Origin of the sequence: Tardiphaga sp. vice154, assembly GCF_007018645.1 — a bacterium.
Classification (GTDB): domain Bacteria; phylum Pseudomonadota; class Alphaproteobacteria; order Rhizobiales; family Xanthobacteraceae; genus Tardiphaga.
The window spans coordinates 3,427,500-3,450,477 of record NZ_CP041399.1 but is presented as its reverse complement, the minus strand read 5'-3'; the positions used below and the strand labels follow the sequence as shown (position 1 = coordinate 3,450,477).

Here is a 22,978-nt window from a genome sequence, read left to right as displayed (position 1 = left end):
AACGCTGCGTCGCACCACAGGTCACGCCACGAGAATTGTGCTGAACTGTTGACGCCGCGCGCGCCGTGCGTAGCATTCGCACAGGCCCGCCAGAGGCCATTGGGAGTGAAGCATGCAGCGACTTGCCGGTCAGCGCGCGTTTGCGCGCCAAAAAATCATCGACACCTTTTTCTCCGGGACTTCCTTTTCGAAAACCTTTCTTGCCGCCGCGGCCGTGCTCGTCGTTCTGTCATTCGGCAGCATCGCGCAGGCGCAGACCAAGGGGTCGCCGGAACACATTACTGCGGTCACCGGGGCGATCGATAGCGCCGCAATTATCGCCAATGGCGCTAATTCCAAAGACTGGCCGAGCTACGGCCTCGACTACGCGGAAACGCGCTTCAGCAAGCTCAACCATATCACGGCCGATAATGTGAAGAACATCGGGCTGATGTGGACCTACAATCTGGAATCGATCCGCGGTGTGGAAGCGACGCCGCTGGTGGTGGACGGGATCATGTATGTCACCGCGCCGTGGAGCATCGTCCACGCCGTGGACGTGCGTTCCGGCAAGCGGATCTGGAGTTTCGATCCGCAGGTCAGCCGCGAAAAGGGCTATCGCGGTTGCTGCGACGTCGTCAATCGCGGCGTCGCGCTCTACAAGGGCAAGGTGTTCGTCGGTGCCTATGATGGCCGCCTGATAGCGCTGGATGCGGCAAGCGGCCGGAAGGTCTGGGAGAAGGACACCATCATCGACAGCAAGATGTCCTACACCATCACCGGCGCGCCGCGGGTGTTCAACGGCCGCGTTGTGATCGGAAATGCCGGCGCCGAATACGGCGTGCGCGGCTACGTCACGGCCTATGATTCCGAGACCGGCGACCAGGCATGGCGCTGGTTCGTGGTGCCTGGCGATCCCTCGAAGCCGTTTGAGGACGAGTCGATGGCGGCGGCTGCCAAGACCTGGGACCCTGCCGGAAAATACTGGATCAATGGCGGCGGCGGTTCGGCCTGGGACAGCATCACTTTCGATCCCGAACTCAACATGGTCTATATCGGCACCGGCAACGGCTCGCCTTGGAATCGCAATCTGCGCAGCCCCGCGGGCGGCGACAACCTGTATCTCGGCTCCATCGTCGCGCTGAACGCCGACACCGGAAAATATGTCTGGCACTATCAGGAAACGCCGGGCGATAATTGGGACTATACCTCGACCCAGCCGATGATCCTCGCCGACCTGACGATCGACGGCGCGGCACGAAAAGTCGTGCTGCACGCGCCGAAGAACGGCTTCTTCTTCGTTATCGACCGCACCAATGGCAAGTTTATCTCGGCGAAGAACTTCGTCGATGTGAACTGGGCGTCGGGTTACGGGGCCGACGGGCGGCCGATCGAAAATCCGGAGGCGCGCACGCCCGACAAGTCGTTCGACAGTATTCCCGGCCCGTTCGGCGCCCATAATTGGCACCCGATGTCGTTCAATCCGCAGACCGGCCTCGTCTACCTGCCGGCACAGGGTGTGCCGCTCAATCTGACCGGCGAGAAGAACTTCGTGCAGAACGCGCCGGCGCCGATGAAATTCGGCGGCACCACCGGCTGGAACGTCGGCTTCGCGCTCAATGCCGAGCCGCCGAAGAACCTGCCATTCGGCCGGTTGCTGGCCTGGGATCCAGTTAAGCAGAAGGAGGCCTGGCGTGTCGAGCATATCGCGCCGTGGAACGGGGGCACGCTGACGACCGCGGGCAATCTGGTGTTCCAGGGCTCCGCGGATGGTCGCTTCGTGGCCTACAACGCTTCCACCGGCGAGAAGCTTTGGGAGACCCCGGTGGGCACTGGCGTCGTGGCGGCGCCGGCGACCTATATTGTTGATGGGGTGCAGTATGTCTCGGTCGCGGTCGGGTGGGGTGGCGTGTTCGGCATCACCCAGCGCGCCACCGAGCGGGAAGGGCCGGGCACGGTGTATACCTTCGCCATCGGGGGCAAGGCGCCGTTGCCGGCCTTCACCCAATATCAGACCTCCAACCTGCTGAGCGGCGTCAAATACGATCCGAAGGACGTTCCGGAGGGAACCGCAATCTACGTCAGCAGTTGCGCGACCTGCCATGGCGTGCCTGGGGTCGACAAGGGCGGTAACGTCCGCAATCTTGGCTATGTCGCAACCGAGACCATCGCCAACCTGAAGAACTTTGTGTTCAAGGGCCCCTTCATGGACAAGGGCATGCCGGACTTCACCGGCAAGCTGACGGAAGCGGATGTGGTGAAGATCCAGGCCTTCATCCAGGGCACCGCCGACGCGATCCGGCCCAAGTGAGCCCGAAATAACCATAGGCTGGGCGGCTTGCTTGCGGGTCGTCCAGCCAGTTTCCCCCTGCGGCGAAGTCATAGTATATTGCGGCGGTCTGGAGCCCGTCCGAACCGATGGCCAATGAAGTGATGCCGTTCATGCAGCGGGTCCGATCGTCCTCGCTGTCGATCGGACAACTGACCTTTGGCGGATTCCTGCTGGTGCTGGCGGTAATCCTGGTGACCGGCATCAACAGCGTGGTCGCGATCCGTGACATCGGCAACACCTTCGCCGAACTGCAGCGGCTGCAGCGCGTCGGCGATCTCGCCGAGGAAATCGACCGCCGCATGAACGGGCTGCGGCTGGCGGCGCGCGATGTCGTCACCGATTCCGACGTTCAGCCGGAAAAGGTGACGCAGGCCGCGGTGACGTTGGGCGAGTTGCTCAAGAACACCCGGATCGATCTGGCGCCCGAGCAGCGTGAGATGATCGATGGCGTGGCGGCCCGGCTGGACAGCTACCGCGAGGGCATCGAGCGCGTCTCGGCGCTGATCGCGCAGCGCGCCACCCTGGTCGCGGCGTTGCCGCCGCTGCGTGAAAAATTCGAGGCGGCCATCGAACAGACGCCGAACCGCGGCACCGCCCGCAGCCTGTTCCGGGCGCAGAACGAGGTCAATGCCGCGCTGCTGGCGCGCGATCCCGACGGCGCCGAACGGGCGGCGCAGCGGATGCGCGACCTGCCGATCGACGACGACGCGCTGCACGCCGCGGCGGACGCCTATGCCGACGGCATCATCGCCATCGCCGCCACCGAAAGCCGGATCGCCGACCTCGACCGCGACGTGCTGGGCACCGAGGGACGGCTGATCAGCCGCGTCACCGAATTTCTGCGCGAGCTCAGCGCCCGGCGCGGACGGGTGCTGTCGCGCGATTTCGCCGGGACGCTCAACGAGGCCAAATGGCAAAGCATCGCGCTGGGCTCGGCCGGCGTGCTGATCGGGCTGCTGGCGGCCCTGTTTGTGGTGCGGCGTATCGTCAGGCCGCTAAAAGCCATTGCCAGATCGATCCGGGCGCTGGCCGGCGGGGTGCCCAACACCGCCATTCCCGCCACCGACCTCGACAACGAGATCGGAGACATCGCGCGGGCCGCGGAAGTGTTCCGCCACACGCTGGTCGAGGCCGATGCCGCGCGCGAGGCCGCCGTGCACGCGCTGGCCGTGCAACGGCTTGCCGAAGAAAGCTACCGCAAGCTGTTCGAGGGCTCGGTGGATGGCATCTATGTGACGACGCCGGCCGGCGCATTGCTCAACGCCAATCCGGCGCTGGCGCGGATGATGGGCTACGAATCGCCGGGAGAGCTGATCCGCGCCACGCTCGACATCAGCCGCACCATTTATGTCGACCCCTCGGCGCGCGCCGAATACATGATGCGGATGCAGCGTGACGGCATGGTGCGCGAATTCGAGTACCAGGTCCGGCAGCGCCACTATACCATCCTGTGGCTGTCCGACAGCGCCACCGCGGTGCGCGACGAGAACGGCGAGGTGGTGCGCTACGAGGGCACGGTTCGCGACATCACCAACCAGAAGCGCGCCGAGGCGGCGATCCGGGAAGGCCGCCGGCTGCTGCAGCAGGTCATCGATACCGTGCCCGCCGTGATCAACGTCAAGAACCCGGATCTGCGCTACGTGCTGATGAACCGCTACATGGCCGGAATCTTCGGCATCGAGCCCGGCGAAGCGATCGGCCGCACCACGGCCGAGCTGATGTCGAAATACGATGCCGGCAAGACCAGCGAACCGGACAAGCAGGTGCTGGCGACCCGCCAGGGGCTCGGTTTCTATGAAGAGGAATACCAGGATGCGTCCGGCGCAATGCGGCAATGGCTGGTCAACAAGCAGCCAATGCTGAGCGCCGATGGCAGACTGGAGAACATCGTCACGGTGGCGCTCGACATCGGCGAGCGCAAGCGCAGCGAGGCGGAGATGCGCAAGGCCAAGGACGCCGCCGAAGCCGCCTTGCGTAATCTGCGCGAGACCCAGAACTCGCTGATCGAAGCGGAAAAGCTGGCGGCGCTCGGGCGGCTGGTCGCCGGCGTGGCGCATGAGGTCAACAACCCCGTCGGCATCAGCCTGACGGTGGCGTCGTCACTGGAGCGCAAGATTGCGCTGTTCGGCGAGGAGGTCGCGCGCGGCGAGCTGCGCCGTTCCAGCCTCACCGACTTCATCGAATCTAATCGGGACGCGGCGCAGCAATTGGTCGCGAACCTCAATCGCGCAGCCGAGCTGATCCAGTCCTTCAAGCAGGTCGCCGCCGACCGCAACTATTCCGATATGCGGATGTTCGACCTCGCCGACCTGACCGAACAGGTGGTGATGAGTCTGAAGCCCGGACTGCGCAAGCAGAACCTGGCGCTGTCGGTGGATTGCCAGCCGAACCTGATGATGAATTCCTATCCCGGCCCGTACGGCCAGGTGCTGACCAACCTGTTTCTCAACACGGTAGCCCATGCGTTTCCCAATGGCAGTGGCGGCGCGGTCGAGATCAAGGTGCGCGATAGCGGTGCCGACCATGTCGAGGTGCTGTTTTCGGACAACGGTATCGGCATGAGCGCAGAGATCCGCCGCCGTGCCTTCGATCCGTTCTTCACCACGCGCCGTGACCAGGGTGGCACCGGGCTTGGCCTGCACATCGTCTACAGCATCGTCACCAACCGGCTCGGCGGCCGATTGCATCTGCACTCCGAACCCGGCAAGGGCACGCGGGTACAGATCATCCTGCCGCGCACCGCGCCGCTGGAATTGGCGGCGGAGTAGGGCGCGCGCGTGCTCTGTGTTTCTGCGGGCTCGCCGCTGATAGTCTGGCCCCGCCCTGTCCACGTCGTCCCCGCGAACGCTGGGCATATCGTCGTTCCATCGCAACACCTTAATCTGGTGTTGCACTTCGTTTGAGAACCCAAGGGATCCATAACCTCTGTCCGTTCTGATAGCAGGATGCCGTCAGCTACAGCTAGGCACAATTCTCCGGCGGGTATGGGTCGTAAGTCTCGGTGCCTCGATTAAGATCGGGCGATCGGGGCGGGCGTTGCGGGGTTTATGGGAGGTCCCGGATCGGCGCTCGCAAGCTCGCTTGTCCGGGACGACAGGAGAATAGCTATTCGGTATCCGCCAGCTTTCTGAGCGTGGCGCGAAAAATCTGGCTGGCCTTGCCGACCAGCGCCGTGCCGTTCATCGTGGCCGAGGTAGCCGTGAACGTGCCGGAGACGCCGATGCCGACCGGCTGGTTCTGGCCACCGAACAGCGGACTCTGCAGGGGGCTCGGCGTGTGCTGCCTCACCGTCACTTCGCCCTTGAAGGTGTTGGTTTCGGCATTGCTGACATAGCTGCCGACATAGAACAGATAGGCGTCGCCGCCCAGGATCTGGCCGTCGCGAAACACGACAACGCCGCTTCCCTTGCCAGACCGTCCGTCCAAAAGATCGACGTGAATCGAATAAAGTGCGTTTTTCATAATATACCGGTGGTGACCCGTCCCCTGGCCACAGTGCATTATGCAAATACCAACTATCAACGTCAACGCGATGTGCTGAAATGCAGCACGCCCTTACTATCCGCAGTATGACATCGCGCCCTGCGTTGGAGGTTTGTCGCATGGGCTTGGCTAACACCGTATTAGTACGACCCCGCCAATTATAGCAATGCCGGCGGAAAGTTATCGCCCGCGCAATCGCTGCAGCGCGAAAGAGTTGCTACGATGCCGCCGCCGTCGAATCGCTTACCTTCATTTCAGGCGAGGCTGCCGCCTGTGACAGTAAGCAGCGCGTTTTCGGTTATCGTGTGCACCTTTGCGTGAGCGATACGAGACATTACGGGCCTTGGCCCGGGACATGCCTAAAAAACAGACTGCGCTGGCCGGGAAGCTGGAGCGAGCACATGAGCGACGGGATGTCTTCCGGCGCCGACGCGCCGTGTTTGCGTACCACGCATGAGCAAAAGGACCGCCGCCGCCGATGGCGTCTGCCGGAGCATCGGCCCTGGCAGTGGCGCTGCTCTCGCTGACGCTGTACTCGCTCGCGGCGCGCGATCTCGGGCAATATGCCGGCACCAGCCCGGAACTGAAATCCTGGTTCGACAGCCTGCTCAGCGGCAAGGGGCCGTGCTGTTCGGATGCCGACGGCAGTGCGGTCAGCGATGTCGACTGGAAGTCTAGCGGCGGGCATTACCGGGTGCGGCTTGATGGCGTCTCGTTCGACGTACCCGACGAGGCCGTGCTGACCGGTCCGAACCGGGTGGGCCGTACCATGGTATGGCCGCTGGTCGGTACGGCCGGAACCACAATCCGCTGCTTCCTTCCGGGCAGCATGACCTGAACCTCAGGCGGCGCGGCGGATCTCGGACAGTACGCCGATCAGCGATATAGCCGCCAGCACGATGACGGCAGTGCCATAAATTTCCAGCGTCAGGGTCATGCCTAGCACCGGCACGGCCAGCCCGGCGGCGATGGTCGGCAGGCTGAAGGCGAGGTAGCAGATCACGAAGATCACCGAGAGCAGGCCGGCGCGCTGATGCGGCAGCGCCAACGGGACCACGGTGCGAATGCCGCCGAAGAAGCCGGCGCCGAATCCGAGACCGGCGATGACCGTTCCTCCGATCAGCAGGCCGACCGACTGGGCGTGAACGCCGCCCAGCGTGATCGCCACGCCGAGGATCAGCGCGGACATGCTGCGGATCAGGATCGTGGTGCCCGGCCATGGCCGCGCTGCCAGCATCGCTCCGGCACCGCTGAAGGTGAGCACGGCGACGGCGACGCCGCCCAGCAGCAGCGACGATGATCCGCTCACGCTGCGCAGCAGCGACGGCATCAGCGACATGTAGAATCCGCACAGCGCCCATAGTGCGATGTTGCCGGGCGACACCAGCAGCAGCGCCGCGCGCGCTTGCGGGGGCACCATGACGGTCGGCCGCAGCGAGGCCCAGGCGCCGGGGCGCTGGACGGCGGTTTCCGGCATCCACCCCACCAGCGCGGCCTGCAGCAGCATCACGGCCAGCAGGATCAGGTAGCCGAGTTGCGTCGGCATCGGCGCGTAGGTCACCAGCAGGCCCGAGATCAGCGCGCCGGCTCCGGTACTTGTCACCGGCGTGACGCTGTTTAGCAGGGAGCCATGGCTGCGGTTGGAATCGATGATCGCAGCTCCAATCGAGCCGAACGCGATGCCGACGCCAAACCCCTGGATGATGCGCGCCGCCAGCAGCGCCGCCACGGAATCGGCCGCTGCAAACACCGCCATCGACAGCGCGCAGACGATCAGCGAGGCGAACATCATCGGCCGGCGCCCGACATGGTCCGACAGCCCGCCGACCGTGAGCAGCGCGATCAGGAGGCTGATGGCATAGACGGAGAACACTGTCGTCACCATCACCGGCGACAAGCCCCAATGTTCGGCATAGATCCGATACAGCGGCGTCGGTGCGCCGGCCGAAGCCGCAATGGCGCTGAGCGAGGAGATCTGCAGGACGATCGCGGCGCGGGACGTCATCCGGACTGGCGGGACGTCGAAAGGGGCGGGCATGTGGCGAGCGAACCTGGAGTGAGGACGTGGAACCCGTTGCGCCGCCGCTACCCTTCGAAGGATCTTGCTGCTTGCGGCGTCCAATTCAGGGCCGGGAGGTCAATCATGCCCAGCGCGCGCGAGCATCACAACCGCGGCTGGCTCGGGCGCCCCGCGCGCGATTGCATGGCTCCGGCGGCTGCCGCCCCTTAACAGCTGGCGAATCCTTCCTATACTAGGATGGTCATCAACAACGAAAGGAGGTGGTCCAGTGTCTTATTCCAAACGCTGTCACCTCGCTGAGGTCGCCGGCTAGGATCACGCTTTGATCCCTGCAAGGCGCCTTGGCGCCCGGTTCAGCGAGACAGGGAAGGGCGCACCGAGCGATCGGGGCGCCCTTTCTTTGTGGCCCTGCTTTTTGAAGTCCTCGGACTTGAACCGGCGCGCGCCTGTGGCACAGTGCGGCCTCGCTTGGGCGGGAGTGAGCGATGTCGAAGACGCCGCGTGAACTGGCGACCCGCATGGCGTCCCGCCGCGAAGCCCGCAACGACGACGGCTTCATTCGCGAATCCTACACGCTGCCCCGCGACAACGCCCGCGCGGCGGCACGGGCGTTTCTCGACCGGTTTCCGAAGCAGGCCTATATGAGCGAGGTCGAGCGCTGGCGCGAATTGCCGGACGGCGCGATCGAATTCACGATGCGGCGGCTGCCGACGGCGGATTAGCGACCGCGATCAATGGGCGATTGCACGGCTGCATCAACCCTGCCGGTCGTCGCCGTCCGGCGGTGTGATCTGCAGTTCCAAGAGCGCCAGGGTCTGCAGCATCACCGGGTTGCGCTCGCCCTCTTTGGCGCTGCGCAGGATGCTTTCGGCAAGCGACCGGAGCTGCCCGTTGGGTACCGGGGGCGGCAGGCTCGCCACGGCGCCGGACAGCGCCCGGGTCATCGCCAGAATGATGTCGGGTGAAACGGCTGCGTTGGAAAAGTTCTTTATGGCAGCCTCCCGGGCGGTTCGGCGATATGCAACTGTCGCTTCTCGACAAAGCTGCCGGGCGGGGAATGTTCCGGGCGAAAACCCGCCTTCGGCCGGTTCCGGGGGGCTGGCTTTTGCTGCTTTGACCGCTATGGTGCGGCCGTCGCACTCGTAGCTCAGCTGGATAGAGCATCGGATTTCGATTCCGAGGGTCGGGCGTTCGAATCGCTCCGAGTGCACCATTCCGCGTCCTCCCGGATCGACGCGAGCACCGCCGGCGCATGCGCCGTTAAGGATCCATCGTGACTGACTATATCAGAAAAATCCTCGACACCCGGGTCTATGACGTCGCGGTGCAAACGCCGCTCGATCCGATGGTGCGGCTCAGCGCGCGGCTGGGTTCGCCCGTGCTGCTCAAGCGCGAGGACCTGCAGCCGGTGTTCTCGTTCAAGATCCGCGGCGCCTATAACAAGATCTCGCGGCTGACGGCCGAGGAGCGCGCCGCCGGCGTGATCTGCGCTTCGGCCGGCAACCACGCCCAGGGCGTGGCGCTGTCGGCGCAGCGGCTCGGCATCAAGGCGACCATCGTGATGCCGGTCACCACGCCGCCGATCAAGATCGACGCCGTTCGCTACTGGGGTGGCAACGCCGTTCTGTTCGGCGACACCTTTGACGAGGCCGCAGCGCATGCCAGGCAGTTGCAGGCCGAGGGAGGCCTGACCTATGTGCATCCCTATGACGATCCGGACGTGATCGCCGGCCAGGGCACCATTGGCATGGAGATCCTGCAACAGCACCCCGATCCGATCGAGGCGGTGTTCGTGCCGATCGGCGGCGGCGGGCTCGCCGCCGGGGTGGCGTCCTTCATCAAGTTCCTGCGGCCGGAAACCAAGGTGATCGGCGTTGAGCCGTGCGATGCCGCCTCGATGAAGGCGGCCATCGCCGCCGGCGAGCGCGTCATCCTCGACCGCGTCGGGCTGTTCGCCGACGGCGTCGCGGTGCGTCAGGCCGGCGTGGAAACATTCCGGCTGTGCCGCGATCTGCTCGACGACGTCCTGGTCGCCGACACCGACGAGATGTGCGCGGCGATCAAGGACGTGTTTGAGGACATGCGGGTGCTGGCGGAGCCCGCCGGCGCGCTGGCGCTGGCCGGGCTGAAAAGCTACGCCGCCGCCAATCCCGTGCGAACCGGCGCGCTGGTTGCCATCAATTCCGGCGCCAACATGAATTTCGATCGCCTGCGCCATGTCGCCGAACGCGCCGAGGTCGGCGAGGCCCGCGAGATCCTGCTCGCCGTGACGATCCCCGAACAGCCCGGCAGCTATCGCCGTTTCATCGAGACGCTCGGCAACCGCACCATCACCGAATTCAACTATCGCTACGCCGATGCCCGTGACGCCAATGTCTTCGTCGGCATGAAGCTCGACGATGCCAAGCACGCCAAGCCGGCGCTGATCGCGCAGCTCGAAGGCCTTGGCTACAAGGTGCTGGACATCAGCGCCGACGAGACGGCCAAATCGCACGTCCGCTATATGGTCGGCGGCCGCGCGCCGCCGGCGCTCGGCGACGAGATGATTATGCGCTTTGAATTTCCGGAGCGCCCCGGCGCGTTGCTGAAATTTCTGGACCAGATGGGACCGGACTGGAACATCACCCTGTTTCACTACCGCAACCACGGTGCCGACTACGGCCGCGTGCTGGTCGGCATGCAGGTGCCGCCCGCCGACCGTGCCCGCCTGACGGAGCGTCTCGCCTCGCTGGGCTATCCCTATGAAAACGAAACGGCGAACCCGGTGTACCGGATGTTCCTGACCTGAGTTGCGCCCAGTCCGGGTCGGACAGCAGCGCGGCGCTCTGACGATCCATAGGGATAAGGCGCGATCATCAAGCCGGGTGTTGTCGTGGCGCGAACCCTCAGCTAGATTATTCCGCAAGCGGAATATAATTCCGCAAAACGGAATAGGGCGGCGGCGCGCACGGGAAGCTCACAGGGCTCAACCCGCGGCAAGCGTCGCCCGCAGGGGAACGCACTATGGGACGACGCTCGGAACGGCTTAGCAAACAGGGCATGCTTGCCAGTGATCTGACAGGCGACGGCGACGTGATCCAGGTCGTGTCGCGCGCGTTCGACATCCTGCGCTGCTTCGAAGGGCATGACGCGCGGCTGGGTAATCTTGAAATTTCCAGGCGCTGTGGCCTGCCGCGCTCCACGGTGTCGCGGCTGACGCACACGCTGACACGGATGGGCCAGCTGGCCTATCTGCCCGGTGACCAGAAGTATCGCGTCGGTCCAAGCGCGGTGGCGATGAGCACGTCGATGATGCGCGGCCTGCAGGTCCGCAACCTGATCCGGCTGCGGCTGCAGGAAGTCGCCGAGCAGATCCCCGGCACCATCGGCTTCACGATCCCCGACCGCTTTCATATGGTCTATCTCGAATATGCCCGCGCCGATCACGCGCTCGGCCTGCATTCCGTCACTGGCAGCCGGATCGCGATGGGCCGCTCCGCCGCCGGCCACGCTTATACGGCGGCGCTCGATGAAGATGTCGGCAATTCCCTGATGACCGAGATGTCGCGCGAGATGCCGGAGGATTCGAACATCCTGCGCAGCCGCATCGAGGGCAATCGGGCCTCGCTGCGCGAACATGGCTATGTCACGGCCGGCGGCATTTTCAGTCCGCATATCACAGGCATCGCGGCGCCGATCTGGTCGCCGCAGTATCAGACGTTTGTCGTCGTCACCATCGGCCTGCTGGCATCGATGTACGACGAGGCGCGCCTGCAGCAGGAAGTGGCACCGGTGTTGATGCAACTGGCCAGCGCGATCGATGCGATGGTGCAAAATGCCGAAAGTGGCCTGACGTCGGCGCCAGTCGCCGTCGCGCCGCCGCGGTCGAAGCAAATTCCCTTGGAGAGCGTGAATGATCTGGAAGCCGGAGCTCGAGGACCTCGCCCGGCGCGAAGCGTTCGCGCGGGAGATGGGCGGCGCTGACAAGGTCAAGCGACAGCATGACCAGGGCCGGCTCACGGTTCGCGAGCGCATCGACAAGCTGATCGATCCCGGAAGCTTTCACGAAGTCGGCGCCGTCTCCGGCGTCGGCGAATATGATGCGTCCGGCGAACTCACGCATCTCACGCCGGCGAACTGCGTGTTCGGTCGCGGCAAGGTCGAGGGTCGTCCGGTCGTCGTGGTCGGCGACGACTTCACCGTGCGCGGCGGATCGGCCGATGCGTCGATCTCGGCCAAGCCCTTGATGGCCGAAGAGATGGCGCATGATTTCCGGCTGCCGATCATCCGCGTGATCGAAGGCTCCGGCGGCGGCGGCTCGGTCAAGACCATCGAGACCAAGGGCGCGGCCAATTTGCCGGGCGGCGTCGGCGGCACCCGCTGGTACTGGTACACGACGGCGAATCTGGCGCAGGTGCCGGTGGTCGGCCTTGGGCTTGGCTCGGTCGCCGGGCTTGGCGCCGCGCGGCTGGCGTCGTCGCATTATTCGGTGATGACGAAGAACTCGGCGATGTTCGTCGCCGGTCCCCCGGTGGTGGCGCGGATCGGGGCTTCGCTGGAGAAGAAGGCGCTCGGCGGCGCCGACATCCAGACCCGCGCCGGCGGCGTCGACCACGCGGTCGAGACCGAGGAAGAGGCGTTCGCCTGCGCGCGAAAGTTTCTCTCTTATCTGCCGTCGTCGGTCTACGGCCTGCCGCCGACCACGGTCTGTACCGACGATCCCGAGCGCGCCGACGCCCGCTTGTTGAACGCGGTGCCGCGTGACCGAAAACAGGTCTACAAGATGCGTCCCATCATCGACGCCGTGGTCGATCGCGGCTCGTTCTTCGAGATGGCGGCGAATTTCGGCCGGCCGGTGATCACGGGCTTTGCGCGCCTGGAAGGCCGCGCCGTGCTGGTGCTGGCGAGCGACCCTTTCCATTACGGCGGCTCGTGGACGGCGGACGCCTGCCAGAAGGTGGTGCGCTTCGTCGATCTTGCGGAGACATTCCATCTGCCCGTTATCTATCTGATGGACTGCCCCGGCTTCATGATCGGCCTGGATGCGGAGAAGGCGGCGACCATCCGTCACGGCGTCCGCGCGATGGCGGCGGTCAACCAGACCACGGTGCCGTGGTGCACCATCATCATCCGCAACGCCTTCGGCATCGCCGGCGTGGTGCACCAGCCGGCCAACCGGTTCTCGATGCGCTACGCGTGGCCGTCGGCCAGTTGGGGCTCGCTGCCGCTGGAGGGCGGCATCGAGGCGGCGTACCGCGCCGAGATCGATGCGGCCGACGACCCCCGTGCCAAGCAGCAGGAGATCGAGGACCGCCTCAACAAACTGCGATCGCCGTTTCGTTCGGCCGAAAAATTCTGGGTCGAGGAAGTCATCAATCCCGTGAAGACCCGCTCGCTGCTGTGCGAATTCGCCAGACTCGCGGAGCCGCTGCGCATGGCCGGCCCGACGCGGCTCGCGATGCGGCCGTAGTCAAAGTTGTCGTTCCGGGATGCGGCAGACGGCGAAGCCGGCTGGCGGAGACCTCAGCCACTCCAATTGGAGTGGCGGGGAACCTCGACGTGTTCATCGCATCACATCGGGATTCCGGGTTCGCTCGCGCTGTTGCGCTCGCGCCCCGGAAGGTCATGTTTGTGTCTGGCTAAGCCGCCACCACCTTCTTGTCCCGCGATATCAGCAGCACGATCACCGCCGCGACGATGCACAGCAGGCCGGCGGCGAAGAACGCCGGCAGATAGCTCAGCAGCACCGTGCGCGATAGTCCGGCACCAAACGCGGCAGTGGCCGCGCCGAGCTGGTGGCCCGCAAAAATCCAGCCGAACACCAGGCCTGCGCGTTCCGGCCCGAACTTCGCCGCCGTGAGCCGCACCGTCGGCGGCACCGTGGCGATCCAGTCGAGCCCGTAGAACAGCGCGAACAGCGACAGGCCGTAGAAGGTGAAGTCGGTGAACGGCAGCGCCAGCAGCGAAAGCCCGCGCAGGCCGTAATACCAGAACAGCAGATGGCGGTTGTCATAGCGGTCCGACAGCCAGCCGGACGCGATGGTCCCGATGAAATCGAACACGCCCATCGCGGCGAGCAGGCCGGCTGCCTGAATCTGCGGGATGCCGAAATCCAGGCACATCGGGATCAGGTGCACCTGGACGAGGCCGTTGGTCGAGGCGCCGCAGATGAAGAAGGTCGCAAACAAGATCCAGAATACCCGGGTCCGGGCGGCATCGCGCAACGCACCCAGCGCCGCAGCCATGATCGGCGCGGTGTTGGGGGCCGGGTGCACGATAGGCGCATCGCTGGCGTCGCCATAGGGCCGCAGGCCGAGGTCGGCCGGCCGGTCGCGCATCACAAGCGCCACGCCGAGGGCGGCCACCGCCAGCATCACGCACATCAAGACCAGCGCCCAGCGCCAGTCGGCGCGCTCGGTGATGCTGGCCAGCAGCGGCAGGAAGATCAACTGCCCGGTCGCCGCACTCGCCGTGAGGATGCCGATCACCAGCCCGCGGCGCTCGTTGAACCATCGCGTCGCCACCGTGGCGCCGAGCACCAGAGCGGTCATGCCGGTGCCGATCCCGACCGCCACGCCCCATAGTGCCACCAACTGCCACAGTTGCGTCATGCCAAGCGACAGCAGCAGGCTGACGACCACCACGAGCAGGGCAATCAGCGTGATATGGCGCAGTCCGTAGCGGTTCATCAAGGCGGCGGCGAACGGCGCCATCAGCCCGAACAGCACGAAGCGGATCGACATCGCCGAGGAAATCTCCGCCGTGCTCCAGCTGAACTCCTTCTGCAGCGGCACGATGAACACGCCGGGGGCGCCGACCGCGGCGGCGCTGACCAGCGCCGTCACGAAGGTAACGGCGATCATCGCCCAACCGTAATGGATGTTGCGGCGGGCGAGGGCAGCGGCGAGCCATCCGGAGATCATGATTTTACCTGTCGGCCGATGAGGCAGTTTGCATGATGTTCATCATATGATCCGCCGTCGGATATGCAACTTCTATCACTGGCCAAATTGGCATGACGCGGATGCGTCTAGCGCTTGCGGTCGATGAAGCCCTGCATCAGCCGCTGCGGTTCGCCGGTGAGATAGGCCTGGCCGAACACGCCGACGCTGAGATTGACCGACTCCTTCAACGGCAGTTCTTCCCATTGCTTCATCAATGCTTTTTGCGACCGCATCGCTTCGGGCGCGCATTCCAGGATGGCCGCGACGGTGCTTTCGACGGCGGCATCGAGGCCGCCTTCGGTCGCGACGACATCGACCAGGCCCCAGCCCAGCGCGGTCGGGGCATCGATGGTCGCCGCCGTCATGATCAGCCAGCGGGCACGGCCCCAGCCGATCAGCCGCGGCAGCAGGGCGGCGTGGATCACCGAGGGGATGCCGACCTTGACCTCCGGCATGGCGAATTTGGCGTCGTGCGCGGCGATGCGGAAGTCGCACGCGGCGGCGAATTCCAGCCCGCCGCCGAGGCACCATCCGGGGATGCGCGCGATCACCGGCGCCGGAAAGGCGCGGGCGGCCTCGCAAAGGTCGCGCAGCCCCGTGATGAAAATCTCGGCGGAGGCCTGATCGAGCGTCGCCATCTCCTTGATGTCGGCGCCGCCGATCATGCTTTTCTCGCTCTCGCCCGCAACGATGAGCGCGCGAATGGCGCGTTCCGTCGCCAGCGCCTTGAGCCCCTCGCGGACGTCCCTGATCGCAGCAGAATTGAGGATGTTGAGCGGGCCGGCGTTGCAGATCGTCAACCGGACGACGCCGCGGGGATCGCGGTCGATGCCGCAATGGGGATTAAGCATGTGCATGGGATTTCCTCGGCGTGACTGTGCCGGCGTTGTCCGCCGGTCACATGGTGCCAATTCCCGGCCAAATGCCCGCGATGTCAAGCGACGGCCGTTGCGGAGGGCTATGCGACGTATTAATATGATCGCTATCATTCCTTCGACCGGCCAATTGATCGCCTTCCGGAAAGCTGGAACACCGATGCGCTATTCCAAGGAGCACAAGCTCGAAACCCATGCGCGCATCGTCAAAAAGGCGTCGGTGCGGCTGCGCGAAAAGGGCGCGCACGGCATTGGCGTCGCCGACCTGATGAAGGACGCAGGTCTCACGCATGGCGGGTTCTACGCGCATTTCGATTCGCGCGAGGCGCTGGTGGTCGAGGCGTTCGGCTATGCCATGGACCGTTCGATGGAGCGCTGGCGGCACCTGGCCGGGCAGGCGGCACCGCAGGACCGGCTCGCCGCCATCGTCGAGGCCTACCTGTCGCCGCAGCATCGCGACAATCCCGGCCATGGCTGCGCCGTGCCGGCGCTCGGCGCCGAGATCGCTCGCGAGAGTCCGAAGACGCGAAAGGCATTTGCCGCCAAGCTCGACCAGATGATCACGATGATGGCCGAACAGTTCACTGCCGAGGCCGGAAAATCAGCGCGCCAGCAGGCGATGGCAGCGCTGGCCACCATGATGGGCACGCTGGTGATGGCGCGGGTTGCCGGCTCCGGCGAATTGTCTGAGGAACTGCTCAGCGCCGGCCGCGATGCCGTGTTGGCCCGCATCCCGGCAGTGAAGAAGCCAGCCGCGCGCGCCTCAAAACCTGCCGCAAAAGTCTGATTCCGGCCTGCGAATGCGACCTTCGTCGTAGGCGCCTTACCGCGGTGCGCCCGCATTTTCGCACGTCGGCTGCGCGCGCAAGGCCTTCCCAAATCCGGCAAAGCCTGTGCAACATGCCGGCAAAATAAAACCGGGAGGTACGCATGCGGAACATCGGTCATTTCATTGGCGGCCGTGAGGTCGAGGGCACGTCGGGACGTTTTGCGGACGTCTATGAGCCGATGACCGGCGACGTCCAGGCGCAGGTTGCGCTGGCCTCCAAGTCCGAAATGCGCGCCGCGGTAGAGAATGCGATCGAGGCGCAAATCGCCTGGGGCGCAACAAATCCGCAGCGCCGCGCCCGCGTGATGATGAAGTTTCTCGAACTGGCGCAGCGCGACTACGACAAGATGGCCGACCTCCTGGCGCGCGAGCACGGCAAGACGGTGCCGGATGCGAAGGGCGACATCCAGCGCGGCCTCGAAGTGGTGGAGTTCGCCTGCGGCGTGCCGCATCTGATGAAGGGCGAATATACCGAAGGCGCCGGACCCGGCATCGACATCTATTCGATGCGCCAGCCGCTTGGTGTCGTTGCCGGCATCACGCCGTTCAACTTTCCGGCGATGATCCCGATGTGGAAGTTTGCGCCTGCGATCGCCTGCGGCAACGCCTTTATCCTGAAGCCCTCGGAGCGCGATCCCGGCGTGCCGATGATGCTCGCCGAACTGATGATCGAGGCCGGCCTGCCGCCCGGCATTCTCAACGTCGTCAACGGCGACAAGGAGGCGGTCGATGCCATCCTCGACGATCCCGACATCAAGGCCGTCGGCTTCGTCGGCTCCTCGCCGATCGCGCAATATATCTATGAGCGCGCCGCGGCGACCGGCAAGCGGGCGCAATGCTTCGGCGGCGCCAAGAATCACGCCATCATCATGCCCGACGCCGACATGGACCAGACCGTGGATGCGCTGATCGGCGCCGGCTATGGCTCCGCCGGCGAACGCTGCATGGCGATCTCGGTCGCAGTCCCGGTAGGCCAGGCCACCGCCGACCGGCTGATGGAGAAACTGATCCCGCGCGTAGAGGCGTTGAAGATCGGTCCATCCACCGATCCCTCCGCCGACTTCGGACCGCTGGTGACCCGCGCGGCGCTGGAACGCGTCAAGGACTATGTCGAGGTCGGCATCAAGGAGGGCGCGACGCTCGCGGTCGATGGCCGCGGCTTCACGATGCAGGGCTATGAGAACGGCTTCTACATGGGCGGCTGCCTGTTCGACCATGTCACGAAAGACATGCGGATCTACAAGGAGGAGATCTTTGGCCCGGTGCTCTCCGTGGTCCGCGCGCACGACTACGCCGAAGCGCTGGCGCTGCCGTCGGATCACGACTACGGCAACGGCGTCGCGATCTTCACCCGCGACGGCGACGCCGCGCGCGACTTTGCAGCACGGGTCAATGTCGGCATGGTCGGTATCAACGTGCCGATCCCGGTGCCGATCGCCTACTACACCTTCGGCGGCTGGAAGAAATCCGGCTTCGGCGACCTCAACCAGCACGGCCCGGATTCGATCCGCTTCTATACCAAGACCAAGACCGTCACCGCGCGCTGGCCAAGCGGCGTCAAGGAGGGCGCGGAGTTCTCGATCCCGACGATGAAGTGATGCAAGGCGAATTCGCGTGAACCTGTTCGCCCTCAACGAAGACCAAATCGCGGTCCGCGACATGGCGCGCGACTTTGCCGCCGAGAAGATCGCGCCCTTCGCTCTGCAATGGGACGAGGAAAAGTTCTTCCCCGTCGATACCATGCGCGAGGCGGCAGCGCTCGGCATGGGCGGGATCTATATATCAGACGATGTCGGCGGCTCGGCGCTGACGCGATTCGATGCGGCGTTGATCTTCGAGGCGCTGGCGCAGGGCTGTCCGACGGTGTCGGCCTTCATCTCGATCCACAACATGGCGTCGTGGATGATTGATGCCTATGGCAACGCGGCCCAGCGGCAGCAATGGTTGCCGAAACTATGCAGGATGGATCTAATTGCGAGCTATTGCCTGACCGAGCCGGGTTCCGGCTCGGACGCGGCGGCCTTGCGCAGCCGCGCGGTGATCGATGGCGATCACTATGTCCTCAACGGCCAGAAGCAGTTCATCTCCGGCGCCGGACGGGCTGATCTCTACGTCGTGATGGTGCGGACCGGGGATGAGGGCCCCGGCGGGGTCTCGACCCTGGTGGTCGAAGCCGAAACGCCCGGCCTGTCGTTCGGCGGCAATGAGCGCAAGATGGGCTGGAACGCGCAGCCGACCCGTGCGGTGGTCTTCGAGAACGCCCGCGTGCCGGTCTCCAATCGGCTGGGCGACGAGGGCATCGGTTTCAAGATTGCGATGGCCGGGCTCGACGGCGGCCGGCTCAACATCGCCGCGTGCTCGCTCGGCGGCGCGCAATCCGCGCTCGACAAGTCGCTGGGCTACATGAAAGAGCGCAAGGCGTTCGGAAAACGGCTCGACGAATTCCAGGCGCTGCAATTCCGGTTGGCGGACATGGCGACCGAGCTGGAAGCCGCGCGCACTTTCGTGTGGCGTGCCGCCGCCGCGCTCGATCGCAAGGACGCGGACTCGACCATGCTGTGCGCGATGGCCAAACGCTTCGGCACCGATGTCGGTTTCGAGGTCGCCAACCAGGCGCTGCAACTGCATGGCGGCTATGGCTATCTCAGTGAATACGGCATCGAGAAGATCGTGCGCGATCTGCGCGTGCACCAGATCCTCGAAGGGACTAACGAGATCATGCGGCTGATCGTGGCGCGAAAGTTGATCGAGGGTGCGCGATGAATGCACCGATGATCGAGCCCGACCTGATCGTGCGACGCGAAGGCGCGGCCGGCGTGATCCGGCTGAACCGGCCGAAGGCGCTGAATGCGCTGACGCTGGAGATGACGCGCGGGATCGCCGATGCGCTCGATGCCTTCGCGGCCGATCCGAAGATCGCGCTGGTGCTGCTCGAAGGCGCAGGCGAGCGCGGGCTATGTGCCGGCGGCGATATTCGCGGGCTGTATGAAAGCGCCAGGATCAAAGGCGATCTCGGAAAGATATTCTGGCGCGAGGAATACATCGTCAACGCGCGGATCGCGAACTATCCAAAGCCCTACGTCGCCTATATGGACGGTTTTGTGATGGGCGGTGGTATAGGTCTCGCCGGCCACGCCAGCCACCGCGTGGTGACCGAAAATACCAAGGTGGCGATGCCAGAGGTTGGGCTCGGCTTCTTCCCGGATGTCGGCGGCACCTGGCTGTTGTCGCGCGCGCCGGGCGAACTCGGCACCTACTTCGGATTGACCGGGCTGACGATGAACGGCGCTGATGCCGTGGTTTGCGGGCTGGCCGATGTGTTGATCCGCACGACCGATTGGGCGGCATTGAGAGAAACGCTGACAACGGCCGCAGCCGGGACCGATGCCGCAGGCGTCATGGCGACGTTGAAGCGATTTGCGTCGGCGAGCGAAGTCGGCCCGGTCACAAAGCGGCGCGACCTGATCCACCGCGCCTTTGCGCATGACAGCGTCGAGGAGATTATCGCCGCGCTTGAGCAGGACGGGTCCGACTTCGCGCAGGCGACGTTGCAGGCACTGGCAGATAAGTCGCCGCGCGGTCTTAAGGTGACGCTGAAGCTGCTGCGCCTGGCGCGGACGTCAAGTTCGCTGGAAGAGTGCCTGAAGCGCGAGTATCTGGCGGCGCTCGAAGTGTTCGACAGCGCCGACTTCGTCGAAGGCGTGCGGGCCGCGATTATCGACAAGGACCGAAATCCGGCATGGCAGCCGCCGGATCTGGCGGGTGTGACGCCGGATATCGTGGCGCGCTATCTGGCGAAACGCGATGTCGAGCTGACTTTTCCCTAAGGCGGCTCGGCGTCGCACGGGAATTCAATCAAGAAAAAAGCACGAGGGCAGGACATGACCACCATCGCATTCATCGGTCTCGGCAACATGGGCGGCCCGATGGCCGCCAATCTCGTCAAGGCCGGGCACACAGTCCATGGCTTCGACCTGACGCCGGCGTCGTGCGAACAGGCCAAGGCGGATGGCGTGACGATCGCTGCCACTGCAGCGGACGCCGTGAAGGGTGCCGACGTCGTCGTCACCATGCTGCCCGCCGGCAAGCATGTATTGTCGGTGTGGAGCGAGATCATCCCGGCGGTGGGCAAGGGCACGCTGATGATTGATTGCTCGACGATCGACGTCGAGAGCGCGCGCAAGTCGCACGAACTTGCCGCCGCGCAAAAATTGCCGTCGGTTGATGCGCCGGTGTCCGGCGGCACCGGCGGCGCCAAGGGGGCAACGCTGACTTTTATGGCCGGCGGCGCGGCTGATGCCTTCGCAGCGGCCAAGCCGATCCTGGGAGCGATGGGCAAGAAGATCGTGCATTGCGGCGAGGCGGGGGCGGGGCAGGCGGCCAAGATCTGCAACAACATGATCCTCGGGATTTCGATGATCGGCGTCAGCGAAGCCTTCGTGCTGGCGGAAAAGCTCGGCCTGTCGCACCAGGCGCTGTTCGACGTCGCCTCAACCTCATCGGGCCAGTGCTGGTCGCTGACCTCCTATTGTCCTGTACCCGGCCCGGTGCCGACCTCGCCGGCGAACAACGAGTACAAGCCGGGCTTCGCGGCGGCCCTGATGCTGAAGGATTTGCGATTGTCGCAGGAAGCGGCCAAAGCCGCGGGGGCCTCGACGCCGCTCGGCGCGCATGCCGAGAGCATCTATGAGAATTTCGACAAGGCCGGCCATGGCGGGGTCGATTTCTCGGGAATCATCCAGCAGCTGCGCCAACTGGCTGCGAAGTAGCAGAGCGCATAATGACCACCTTCCAGCAAGCCCGCGCCTTCCTGCTCGAACACCGCACCGACTACGATACGGCCGTCGCCGGCTTTCGCTGGCCGGACCCGGTCGATTTCAACTGGGCGCTCGACTGGTTCGACGCCGAACTGGCAAGCCAGCCGGACAGCCGCGATCGCGCCGCGTTGTGGATCGTCGATGCCGCCAGCAACCGTGAGACCAAACTATCCTTCGCGACGCTGGCGAAGCGCTCCAACCAGGTCGCTAACTTTTTGCGCGCGCAAGGATTGAAGCGCGGCGATCATCTGCTGCTGCTGCTCGGCAATGTCGTGCCGCTATGGGAGACCATGCTGGCGGCGATCAAGCTCGGCGTCGTCGTGATCCCCGCGACGACTCTGCTGACCCCCGACGAATTGCGCGACCGGCTCGATCGCGGGCGCGCGAAAATCGTGATTGCTGCGCCGGATCAGGTCGCAAAATTTGCTGACGTTGGTGGGCCGAATATCATTCGTGTGGTGGCGGGCGACGCGCAGGACAGCTGGATTCCCTTCGCGCAGGCCGCCGATTTCCCCGACACCTTCACGCCGGACGGCCCGACCAAAGCCGACGATCCGCTGCTGCTGTACTTCACCTCTGGCACGACTGCGAAGCCGAAACTGGTGCGGCACAGCCAGCGCAGCTATCCCGTCGGCGCTCTGTCGACGATGTACTGGCTCGGCCTGCAGCCCGGTGACGTCCATCTCAACATCTCCTCGCCTGGCTGGGCCAAGCACGCCTGGAGCTGCCTGTTCGCGCCGTGGAATGCCGGCGCGACCGTGTTCGTGGTCAACCAGCCGCGCTTCGATGCCAAGGGCCTGCTGGCGACCATCGGCCGCTGCGGCGTCACCACGATGTGTGCGCCGCCGACGGTGTGGCGGCTGTTCATCCAGGAGAAGCTTTCGACCTTCAAGGTCGCCTTGCGCGAGGTTTGCGGCGCCGGCGAGCCGCTCAATCCGGAGGTGATCGATCAGGTTCGCAATGCCTGGGGCCTCACCATCCGCGACGGCTACGGCCAGACCGAGACCACGGCGCTGGCCGGCAATTCGCCGGGGCAGAAGGTCAAGATCGGCTCGATGGGCCGGCCACTGCCAGGCTGGCAGGTCCGCATCACCGACATCGACGGCGAGCCGGCGAAGGAGGGCGAGGTCAGCCTGCCGCTCGGCACCGACCGGCCGGCGGGGCTGATGCAGGGCTACCAGGCCGACGACGGCAGCGTCAGCGGCGCGGACGGCGCGATCTATCGCAGCGGCGACGTGGTGTTTGCCGATGATGACGGCTACCTCACCTTCGTCGGCCGCTCCGACGACGTGTTCAAGTCTTCCGACTACCGCATCAGCCCGTTCGAGCTGGAAAGCGTGCTGCTGGAACACGAGGCCGTCGCCGAGGCCGCGGTGGTGCCTAGTCCCGATCCGATCCGGCTAGCGATCCCGAAAGCCTATGTGATGCTGGTTGAAGGCTGCGAGCGCAGCGCCGCCACGGCGCTGTCGATCTTCGAGCACCTGCATGTCCGCCTCGCGCCGTTCAAGCGCATCCGCCGCATCGAACTGGTGACGGAGCTGCCTAAGACGATCTCCGGCAAGATCCGCCGCGTCCAGTTGCGCCGTCTCGAACACGACAATGACCGCGACGACGCCCTGCGCGGCGTCGAATTCCGCGAGGAAGACTTTCCGGCGCTGCAGGCGGCGCGGCCGACGGGGTTACCGGAGACGTGACCATCTATCCGGCGCATAGCTGCAGC

Annotated in this window: 18 protein-coding genes and 1 tRNA gene; 14 read left to right on the top strand and 5 right to left on the bottom strand. The window is 65.1% G+C overall.

Annotated features, from left to right (window positions below; genetic code table 11):
• Window positions 1-112: 112 nt before the first annotated feature.
• Together FIU28_RS16110 and FIU28_RS16105 are read left to right on the top strand one after the other, a co-directional pair.
• The gene (locus tag FIU28_RS16110) at window positions 113-2,290 is read left to right on the top strand and encodes a PQQ-dependent dehydrogenase, methanol/ethanol family (RefSeq protein ID WP_143574233.1); all 2,178 of its coding nucleotides are present in this window, start codon (window positions 113-115) and stop codon (window positions 2,288-2,290) included.
• Between the two features lie 107 nt (window positions 2,291-2,397).
• Window positions 2,398-5,079, top strand: a complete 2,682-nt coding sequence (locus tag FIU28_RS16105) for a PAS domain S-box protein (RefSeq protein WP_143574232.1) — start codon at window positions 2,398-2,400, stop codon at window positions 5,077-5,079.
• A 337-nt stretch (window positions 5,080-5,416) separates the two neighbouring features.
• Here the strand turns inward: FIU28_RS16105 and FIU28_RS16100 are convergent, their stop codons facing one another.
• A complete protein-coding gene (locus FIU28_RS16100; protein ID WP_143574231.1) occupies window positions 5,417-5,773 on the bottom strand; it encodes a GrlR family regulatory protein in 357 nt (118 codons plus the stop codon).
• A gap of 499 nt (window positions 5,774-6,272) precedes the next feature.
• Between FIU28_RS16100 and FIU28_RS16095 the strand changes: the two genes are divergently transcribed.
• A complete protein-coding gene (locus FIU28_RS16095; protein WP_246660700.1) occupies window positions 6,273-6,632 on the top strand; it encodes a hypothetical protein in 360 nt (119 codons plus the stop codon).
• Window positions 6,633-6,635: 3 nt separating this feature from the next.
• Here FIU28_RS16095 and FIU28_RS16090 read toward each other — a convergent pair whose 3' ends face one another.
• Complete coding sequence (locus FIU28_RS16090; protein WP_210245407.1) at window positions 6,636-7,832, bottom strand: MFS transporter; 1,197 nt, start codon at window positions 7,830-7,832, stop codon at window positions 6,636-6,638.
• A gap of 467 nt (window positions 7,833-8,299) precedes the next feature.
• Here FIU28_RS16090 and FIU28_RS16085 point away from each other — a divergent pair, with 467 nt between their 5' ends.
• Complete coding sequence (locus tag FIU28_RS16085) at window positions 8,300-8,536, top strand: hypothetical protein (protein WP_143574230.1); 237 nt, start codon at window positions 8,300-8,302, stop codon at window positions 8,534-8,536.
• Window positions 8,537-8,569: 33 nt separating this feature from the next.
• Here the strand turns inward: FIU28_RS16085 and FIU28_RS16080 are convergent, their stop codons facing one another.
• Entirely contained in the window at window positions 8,570-8,758 is a 189-nt protein-coding gene (locus FIU28_RS16080; RefSeq protein ID WP_441351236.1) for a hypothetical protein, read from the bottom strand.
• 192 nt (window positions 8,759-8,950) lie between these two features.
• Here FIU28_RS16080 and FIU28_RS16075 point away from each other — a divergent pair.
• From FIU28_RS16075 to FIU28_RS16060, 4 genes are all read left to right on the top strand, one after another.
• Window positions 8,951-9,027, top strand: a tRNA-Arg gene (locus FIU28_RS16075).
• Between the two features lie 60 nt (window positions 9,028-9,087).
• On the top strand, window positions 9,088-10,602 hold the full coding sequence (gene ilvA, locus FIU28_RS16070) for a threonine ammonia-lyase, biosynthetic (RefSeq protein WP_143574228.1): 1,515 nt from the start codon (window positions 9,088-9,090) through the stop codon (window positions 10,600-10,602).
• Window positions 10,603-10,817: 215 nt separating this feature from the next.
• The gene (locus FIU28_RS16065) at window positions 10,818-11,777 is read left to right on the top strand and encodes an IclR family transcriptional regulator (protein WP_143574227.1); all 960 of its coding nucleotides are present in this window, start codon (window positions 10,818-10,820) and stop codon (window positions 11,775-11,777) included.
• Window positions 11,707-13,263 (top strand): acyl-CoA carboxylase subunit beta, encoded by a 1,557-nt coding sequence (locus FIU28_RS16060; protein WP_143574226.1) that lies wholly within the window; start codon window positions 11,707-11,709, stop codon window positions 13,261-13,263. Before FIU28_RS16065 ends, FIU28_RS16060 begins: the two co-directional genes overlap by 71 nt.
• A 169-nt stretch (window positions 13,264-13,432) precedes the next feature.
• On the opposite strand, the gene FIU28_RS16055 is transcribed toward FIU28_RS16060, so the two are convergent.
• Both FIU28_RS16055 and FIU28_RS16050 read right to left on the bottom strand, forming a co-directional pair.
• Window positions 13,433-14,716 (bottom strand): MFS transporter, encoded by a 1,284-nt coding sequence (locus tag FIU28_RS16055; RefSeq protein ID WP_143574225.1) that lies wholly within the window; start codon window positions 14,714-14,716, stop codon window positions 13,433-13,435.
• A gap of 107 nt (window positions 14,717-14,823) precedes the next feature.
• Window positions 14,824-15,594 (bottom strand): enoyl-CoA hydratase, encoded by a 771-nt coding sequence (locus tag FIU28_RS16050; protein ID WP_143574224.1) that lies wholly within the window; start codon window positions 15,592-15,594, stop codon window positions 14,824-14,826.
• 178 nt (window positions 15,595-15,772) lie between these two features.
• Between FIU28_RS16050 and FIU28_RS16045 the strand changes: the two genes are divergently transcribed.
• The 6 genes from FIU28_RS16045 (at window position 15,773) to FIU28_RS16020 (ending at window position 22,952) form a co-directional block, all read left to right on the top strand.
• Window positions 15,773-16,399 carry a TetR/AcrR family transcriptional regulator gene (locus FIU28_RS16045; protein WP_143574223.1) on the top strand — a complete coding sequence of 209 codons (627 nt, stop codon included), beginning with the start codon at window positions 15,773-15,775 and terminating at the stop codon, window positions 16,397-16,399.
• A 143-nt stretch (window positions 16,400-16,542) separates the two neighbouring features.
• Window positions 16,543-18,039, top strand: a complete 1,497-nt coding sequence (locus FIU28_RS16040) for a CoA-acylating methylmalonate-semialdehyde dehydrogenase (protein ID WP_143574222.1) — start codon at window positions 16,543-16,545, stop codon at window positions 18,037-18,039.
• A 16-nt stretch (window positions 18,040-18,055) separates the two neighbouring features.
• Window positions 18,056-19,204, top strand: coding sequence for an isobutyryl-CoA dehydrogenase (locus FIU28_RS16035; protein ID WP_143574221.1), 1,149 nt, complete (start codon window positions 18,056-18,058; stop codon window positions 19,202-19,204).
• On the top strand, window positions 19,201-20,268 hold the full coding sequence (locus FIU28_RS16030; protein ID WP_143574220.1) for an enoyl-CoA hydratase/isomerase family protein: 1,068 nt from the start codon (window positions 19,201-19,203) through the stop codon (window positions 20,266-20,268). Before FIU28_RS16035 ends, FIU28_RS16030 begins: the two co-directional genes overlap by 4 nt.
• 54 nt (window positions 20,269-20,322) lie before the next feature.
• On the top strand, window positions 20,323-21,210 hold the full coding sequence (gene mmsB, locus FIU28_RS16025) for a 3-hydroxyisobutyrate dehydrogenase (protein WP_143574219.1): 888 nt from the start codon (window positions 20,323-20,325) through the stop codon (window positions 21,208-21,210).
• An 11-nt stretch (window positions 21,211-21,221) separates the two neighbouring features.
• Entirely contained in the window at window positions 21,222-22,952 is a 1,731-nt protein-coding gene (locus FIU28_RS16020; protein WP_143574218.1) for an AMP-binding protein, read from the top strand.
• The last annotated feature ends 26 nt before the right edge of the window (window positions 22,953-22,978 follow it).